The 7076-nt window shown below is 73.6% G+C and carries 6 protein-coding genes; 1 reads left to right on the top strand and 5 read right to left on the bottom strand.

Going from position 1 to position 7076, the window contains the following annotated elements:
• The 4 genes from M0P34_RS12395 to M0P34_RS12380 form a co-directional block, all read right to left on the bottom strand.
• Nucleotides 1-278, bottom strand: a 278-nt coding sequence (locus M0P34_RS12395; RefSeq protein WP_291499594.1) for a hypothetical protein, incomplete at its 3' end; no start/stop codon positions are given.
• A 36-nt stretch (nt 279-314) separates the two neighbouring features.
• Nucleotides 315-1604, bottom strand: coding sequence for a S41 family peptidase (locus M0P34_RS12390; protein WP_291499592.1), 1290 nt, complete (start codon nt 1602-1604; stop codon nt 315-317).
• Nucleotides 1605-1673: 69 nt separating this feature from the next.
• Entirely contained in the window at nt 1674-2789 is a 1116-nt protein-coding gene (locus M0P34_RS12385; RefSeq protein ID WP_291499590.1) for a M23 family metallopeptidase, read from the bottom strand.
• Complete coding sequence (locus M0P34_RS12380) at nt 2789-3442, bottom strand: endonuclease III domain-containing protein (protein ID WP_291499588.1); 654 nt, start codon at nt 3440-3442, stop codon at nt 2789-2791. The genes M0P34_RS12385 and M0P34_RS12380 overlap by 1 nt, the downstream gene beginning before the upstream one ends.
• Before the next feature lie 121 nt (nt 3443-3563).
• Here M0P34_RS12380 and M0P34_RS12375 point away from each other — a divergent pair, with 121 nt between their 5' ends.
• On the top strand, nt 3564-5768 hold the full coding sequence (locus M0P34_RS12375; protein WP_291499586.1) for an STT3 domain-containing protein: 2205 nt from the start codon (nt 3564-3566) through the stop codon (nt 5766-5768).
• A gap of 79 nt (nt 5769-5847) precedes the next feature.
• On the opposite strand, the gene murI is transcribed toward M0P34_RS12375, so the two are convergent.
• A complete protein-coding gene (gene murI / locus M0P34_RS12370; RefSeq protein ID WP_291499584.1) occupies nt 5848-6687 on the bottom strand; it encodes a glutamate racemase in 840 nt (279 codons plus the stop codon).
• Nucleotides 6688-7076: the final 389 nt, after the last annotated feature.

The raw sequence follows: 7076 nt of genomic DNA, 5'->3' as shown, positions 1-7076 counted from the left end.
GCCGCGGGTTGCGTGGCGTTTTGCTGCCCGGCGGGGGGGGCGCCCCGGGGCGTGGTCGGCCCGGGGCCGCCGCCCAGGACGGCGACGACGACGGCGGCGGCCAGCAGGACGCCCAGCCCCGAGGCCCAGGCCCACAGGGGCACGCGGCGCAGGGCGCCCAGGGCGCCCGCCCGGCCCTGCGGGGGCGCCTGGCCCGGCTCGGGGGCGGGCGCGCCGCCGTCGGCGCCGGGCTCGTGGCCGGCGCCGACGGGGCGGATGTCGCTCGTGTTGTCGTTCATGGCGGGTGGCGTCCTGGCCCGGCCGCCGGCCGGGCGCTACTTGCCCGCGCCGATCAGGCCCAGTTCGGGCAGCTTCTTCACGAACTGCAGGGCCATGCGCAGCTGGTTGTCGCGCTCCAGGCGCACGCGCATTTCGTCGGAAACCTTGGGCGCCCCGGCCTTGCCGCCCTTCTGGGGCGCGACCTCGATGTGCCCGCGCATGTCCTTTTCGCGCAGCACGGGGCCGCCGTTGTCCTTGCCCTCGGCGGGCTCCTCGAAGGGCACGGCGATGTCGGGCACGATGCCCTCGGCCTGGATGGAGCGGCCGTTGGGCGTGTAGTAGAGGGCCTTGGTCAGCTTGATGCCCGAGCCGTCGGCCAGGGGGATGATGGTCTGCACGGTGGCCTTGCCGAAGCTGGGCTCGCCCAGGATCAGGGCGCGCTTGCGGTCCTGCAGGGCTCCGGCGACGATCTCCGAGGCCGAGGCCGAGCCCGCGTTGATGAGCACGACCAGGGGCGCGGTCACGTCGGAGGCCGAGGGCCGGGCGTTGAAGTCCTCGCGCGAGGCGTCGTCGCGGCCCTTGATGTAGACGATGTTGCCGCCGGACAGGAAGGTGTCGGCCACGGCCACGGCCTGGTTGAGCAGGCCGCCGGGGTTGCCGCGCATGTCGAGGACGATGCCCTTGAGGGCGTTGTCCCTGGTGTAGTCGGAGATGGCGTCGCGCATCTCCTTGGTGGTGTTCTCGTTGAAGCTCATCAGGCGCAGGTAGAGGTAGCCGGGTTCGAGCTCGTTGCTCTTGGCCCCGCGGATGGGGATGGTGGCGCGCTTGATGGACACGGTGTAGGGCTTGGTGTCGCCCTGGTGGATCAGGGTCAGCTCCACGGTGGAGCCCTTGGGGCCGCGGATCTTGTTCACGGCTTCGAGCAGGGAGATGTCCTGGGTGTTTTGGCCGTCGATTTCGAGGATGATGTCGCCGGACTTGAGCCCTGCCTCGAAGGCCGGGGTGTCCTCGATGGGCGAGATGACCGTCAGGCGGCCGTCGCGCAGGGTGATTTCGATGCCGATGCCGCCGAACTCGCCGGTGGTGCGGATCTGCATCTCCTGGAATTCCTCGGCGTCCATGTAGGTGGAATGCGGGTCGAGCTGTTCGAGCATGCCCTTTATGGCGCCGTTGACCAGCTCGTCGCGGCTGACCTCGTGCACATAGTTCTTCTCCACCAGGTCGAGCACGTCGCTGAAGCGGCCCAGGGCGGCGTAGGGGTCGTCCTGGGTGGCCAGCAGGGGCGGGGTGGCGAGGGTCAGCAGGGCAAGGAGCAGGAAGGTGCCAAGCCAGACGGCGAAACGCATGAAAAAGCCTCCGGGTTCGATGCCCCGGTCGGGGGCTCGGGTTCGCGTGGTGGGGGGCGGCGCGGGCCTCTAGGGCCGCTGCGCGAGCCACTCAACAGGGTTAATTGCTTTTTGCCCGGTTCGCAACTCAAAATACACCCCCGGCCCCTTGGCCGCCGGGTAGTAGCCCGCGTGGCCCAAAACGGCGCCGGAGGCCACCTCGCTGCCCTGCCCGGCGGCGTCCTCGCGCAGGAAGGCGTAGAGGGTGTACCAGTTGTCGCCGTGGGAGAGGATGACCACATGGCCGTAGCCGCGCAGCAGGTCGCTGACCACCACCCGCCCGGGGAACACCGCGCGTACCGGGGCGTCCTGGGCGGTGGAGAAGCCCGCGCCGCGCCCCTGGCCCCGGGCGCCGGGCCCGGCCAGGGCCGATGCGTCCAGCCGCCTGCCGTCCACGGGCCAGGGCAGCCGGCCCTTCTGGTCCTCGAATTTCCCCGCGTCCTGGGCCTGCATCCGGTATTCCAGCTCTTCGATGGCCCCCATGATCTGCTCCAGGGCCTGTTCCTGGTTCAGGCGCTCGGCGCGCACCTCGCGGATGCGGCGCACGAAGTCCAGGCGCTTGTCCAGGGATGCGTCCTTGTCGGCGTTCAGGGCGGCCAGGGCGGCCTCGGCCCGGGCGCGCAGCTCCCGCTGCTCCCTGACGACGCCCGTCAGCCGCTTACTGCGGGCCTCGATGGCCCTGGCGGCGGCGTGGGCCTCGTCGTAGAGGGCCGCGCCCCAGGCGAAGCGGCGGTCGGCCTCGTCCCAGCCCCTGGCGGCGGAGCGGGCGTGCAGGTCGGCCACGCGCAGGGGCCACAGGGCGCGCGCCAGCCGCCCCAGGTCCGCATAGGCCGCCTGCTGCTCGCGGTCCAGGCTCTGGCCCTCGGCCCTGGCGCGGGCGATGCGCGCGTCCAGGGCCTTGAGCTCGGCCTCGCTTCCGGCCACGCGGGCGCGCAGGGCGCCCAGCTCGTCCTCGATGGCCGCCAGGTCGCCGTGCAGGGCGCGCTCCTGGTCCGTCAGGCGGGTCAGGCTCTGGCGGCCCTGGCGGGCCAGCTGTTCGTTGGCCCGCAAGGACTGCTCCACGCTGCCCGCCGGGGCGGGGCGCGGGGCCAGGGCCGGGGCGGCCAGGGCCAGGAGCAGGACCAGCAGCACGGCGCGCACGGGCATCAGCGCTCCAGGAACGGTTCCAGGGGGCATCCGTCGCACAGGGGCCTGGCCTTGCGGCAGAAGTCCTTGGCCACGCGCACCAGCAGCGCGTGGTATTCGTTGAACAGGGCGGCGTCCCTTGGCAGGGCGTCCATGAAGAACTCGCGCACCTCGTCGTAGTGGGCGTCCTCGGGAAGAAGGGCGTGACGGCCAAGGATGCGTCTGGTATAGGCATCCACGACGAAAGTCGGCTCGTCCAGGGCGTAGAGCAGGATGCTGTCCGCCGTTTCCGGGCCCACGCCGCGAACCCCGAGCAGCAGCGGGCGCAGGGCGTCCAGCCCGCGTCCGGACAGGGCGCGGATGTCGTAGTCGGCCTCGTCGCGCAGCAGGGCCAGCAGGTTCTTCAGCCGCGCGGCCTTGACGTTGAAAGAGCCCGAAGGCCGGACCAGCTCGGCCAGCCGCGCGGCGGGCAGGGCGTCCATGGCCCGCGCCTCCAGCGCCCCGGCGGCGCGCAGGTTGGCGATGGCCTTCTCGACGTTCTTCCAGTTGGTGTTCTGGGTCAGCACGGCGCCGACGGCCACCTCGAAGGGCGTGTCGCCGGGCCACCAGCGGCTGGGGCCCAGGGCGGCGAGCATGGCGTCGTGCATGGCCAGGAGCAGTTGCGGGCGTTTCATGTTCCAGGCGGGTCCGGGGGCTTGGGCTCTGGGCCCGGTGGCGTCGGGCCGGGGGGATTCCCGGCGCGGCCCACTGTAGAACGCGGGACGATTTCCCGCAACCTCAGCCCTTGGACCATCCATGCAGGCAGTCTCGATTCTTCGTTCCCTTTTCGCTCCGGCTCCGGCCCGCGGGCCCCTGCGCTCCTGCCTGGGGGCGCGCTTCTGGCTGGCCGTGGCCCTGGCCTGGGGCGCCGGCACGGCCCTGCGGCTGGCGGAGCTGGGCTCCTTTCTGACCGACGCCATGCTGTGCGGCGGCGAACGCATGCTGGCCAGCCACGACGGCTACGCCTTCCTGGCCGGGGCCCAGGGCACCAGCCGCATGATCGTCGAGCCGCTTTCCGGGCTCATGGGCGTGCTGCATTCGGTCACGGGCATCCCCCTGGGCGACCTGGGCTTCTGGCTGCCGCCCCTGGTGGCCGGGCTGGCCGCGCTGCCCGTGTGCCTGGCCGCGGCGCGGGCGGGCCGCCCCGAAGCCGGAGCCGTGGCCGGGCTGATGGCGGCCTCGTGCTACGGCTTTTTCATCCGCACGCGGGTGGCTTTTCTGGACACGGACCTCGTCAGCCTGCTGTTCCTGTGCGCCGTGGCCGCCGGGCTCCACGTCTGGCTGGCGCCGCAGTGCCGCGCGGGCTGGCTGCCCCGGGGCGAAGAGCCGGAGCCCGGGCTGCCCCTGCACCTGGCCATTGCCGGGGGGGCGCTGCTGGGGGCGCTGGCCCTGGGGTCGGTGCGGTTCTACATCTCCTCCCGGGTGCCGGTGCTGGTCATGGCCTGGGGCATGGGCGCCCTGGGGTTCCTGCTGGCCCGGCCGGGCCAGCGCACGGGGCTGCTCCTGGGGCTGGCCGCCCTGCTGGGCACCGTGGAATACGGGCTGCTCGGCCTGGGCCTGGGGCTGGCCGTGGCCGCCCTGGCCTGGCGGTGGCCCGGGGCCGTGCGCGCGCACCAGCTCGGCGCCGCGGCCGGCGGCGTGGCCCTGGCCCTGCTGGCCGTGACCGTGCTGCTGCCCCGGCTCCAGGGCGCCTGGAACATGATCATGGTCTACCTCGACCCCTCGGGGGCCGAGGTGAGCCTGGGGTCCGCCCGCCAGGGGCTGGCCCTGCCCTCGGTCATCTCCACCCTGCGCGAGACGGCCGGGGTGTCCTGGCAGACCCTGCCGCTGCTGATGGCCGGATCGTGGTGGGCGTTCTGGGCCGGGCTTTTCGGGTATGCCCTGGCCGTGGTCCGCAGGCCGCTGCTGCTGGCCTTCGCGCCGCTGCTGGGCCTAGGGCTGGCCGGGCTCTGGCTGGGCATCCGCTTCACCATGTACGGCGGCGTGGCCCTGGGCCTTGGGCTGGGGCTCCTGGCGGCGGACCTCGCGGCCCTGGCCACGCGGCGCCGGGCTCTGCGCCTGGGCGTGCAGGGCGCCTTGTTCCTGGCCTGCCTGACGGCCCTGTATCTGCCCACGCGTGAGCTGCCGCCCCAGCGGGTGCTCTCGCCCGCCTTCGCCGAAACCCTGCGCGAGCTGGACGCCGTGGCCGCCCCCGACGCGGTGCTCTGGCAGTGGTGGGACTACGGCTACGCCGCGCAATACTACGCCCGGCGCGACACCTTCGGCGACGGCGGGCGGCACGGCGGGGCCTGGGTCTACCCCCTGGCCGTGGCCCACGCCAGCGCCTCCCCGGCCCAGGCCGCGAACCTCATCGCCTGGACCGGGGCGGACATGGCCGAGCAGGTCCGGCTGCGCAAGGCCGCCGGGGCGCGGCCCTTCCCCCCGGCGGCCCTGGAGTTCCACAAGGTCGATCCCCTGCGCGGGCTCGCGGGCATGGGCGGCGAGGCGGCCGACGCCTTCGTGGAGCGCCTGGCCGTGGAGCGGCCGCCCCTGCCGGTGGCGCCCCCCGAGCAGTATTTCATCGTGGCCTGGGAGAACATGCCCTACCTGAAGACCCTGAGCGCCCTGGGCTCCCGCAGTCTGGCCACGGGTTCCGCCTGGGGCGGCAGGTCCTCGCCGGTGCCCGGGGCGGCGCTGGACCTGGGGCGCGGCATGCTGCGCGCGCCCACGGGCCAGTCGGCGGCCCTGGCCGGGCTGACCCTGGTGGAGGAGGACGGCAGGGTGCGCACCCTCGACTGGCTGCGCCCGGGCGCGCCCTTCGCCGTGGTCAACCGGCGCACGGGGGAGAGCTTCGTCATGGACGCGCGGGTCTACAAGTCCATGGCCGTGCGCCTGCTGCTGGGCGATCCCCGGGACTTCGAGCCCCATTTCACCCTGGTTGTGGACAAGGGGCCCTGGTGCCGGGCCTACCGCGTGAACTGAGCCCCGCCCGGGGCCCGGAACGCAGGCGCCCCGCCCGGGAATCCCGGGCGGGGCGCCTGGCCTTTGGGCGGGCGGCGGCCTAGAGGTCCACCACCGCCACGTCCTCGCGGGCCAGGGTCCGGCCCAGGAACAGGCCGCCCACGCGGGCGAAGCGCTCGGGATCGTCGGTGGCCAGGAAGCGGGTGGGCTCCGGGGTGCCCTGGGGCGCGCCGAGCCCCTCGCGCTCCAGAACGTCGGCCACCTCGGCGGCGGCGGTCTGGGCCGAGTCGATCACCGCCACCTCCGGGCCGACCACCCGGGCCACGGCTCCGGCCAGCAGCGGAAAATGCGTGCAGCCCAGCACGAGGGTGTCCGGCGCGTCCGCGCCCCGGCGGTCGCCGGGCGGAAACAGCGGTTCGAGATATTCGCGGGCCACGGCCTCGGCCACGGGCCCGCTGGTCCAGCCCTCCTCGGCCAGGGGCACGAACAGCGGGCAGGCCCTGGCCACGATGCGCGCCTGGGGGCACAGCTCCTGGATGGCCCGCTGGTAGGCCCCGCCGCGCACGGTGCCCTCGGTGGCGATGACGGCGATATGCCCGCTACGCGTGGCCGCGCAGCCCGCCCGCGCCCCGGGCCGCACGACGCCAACAACGGGCAGGCCGGGCCAGGCGCGGGCCAGGGGCTCCAGGGCCACGGCCGAGGCCGTGTTGCAGGCGACCACGAGCATCTTCACCCCGCGCGCCACCAGCTGGCGGGTGCATTGCAGGGCGTAGCGCTCCACGGACTGCGGGCTCTTGGTGCCGTAGGGCAGGCGGGCGGTGTCGCCCAGGTAGAGGAAGCTCTCGGCAGGCAGGCGCCGACGCAGGGCGCGCAGCACGGTCAACCCGCCGACTCCGGAGTCGAAAACGCCAATGGGCAGGCGCGGGGCATCGTTTCGCATGGGCAGGAGGTACCCCTCTTCCCGGAGCTTGTCCACGCCGTCCTGGCGCGCCGCACGGAAAAGGCCCCGCCGGGGGCGGGGCCTCTGTGGCCGGGGTGCGGGGCGCGCGGCCCCAGGGGGCCGGTGTGGCGTCCGCGGGATGCGGTTCTGTTCCTTTCCGCTCAACACTACGGGGTGAAACGCTTTTTTCGCCAGCCTGTCCCGGGCGGCGTGCCGAGGGCGCGCACGGGCTAGCTGCCGGCCGACAGGGCGGCCACGGCCTCCTCTTCGGTTTCGAAGATGGCGGCGAAGCGGGTGATGCCGACCATGTCGAAGACCTTGCGGAAGTTTTCGGACAGGCCGGTCATGGCCACGGCAGTGCCCTTGCGCTCGCAGTCGGACAGCAGCTG

It is taken from the genome of Desulfocurvus sp., from assembly GCF_023230885.1.
Classification (GTDB): domain Bacteria; phylum Desulfobacterota; class Desulfovibrionia; order Desulfovibrionales; family Desulfovibrionaceae; genus Desulfocurvus.
Note: the sequence above shows the minus strand (reverse complement) of the source record. Positions and strands in the feature narration are given on the sequence as shown.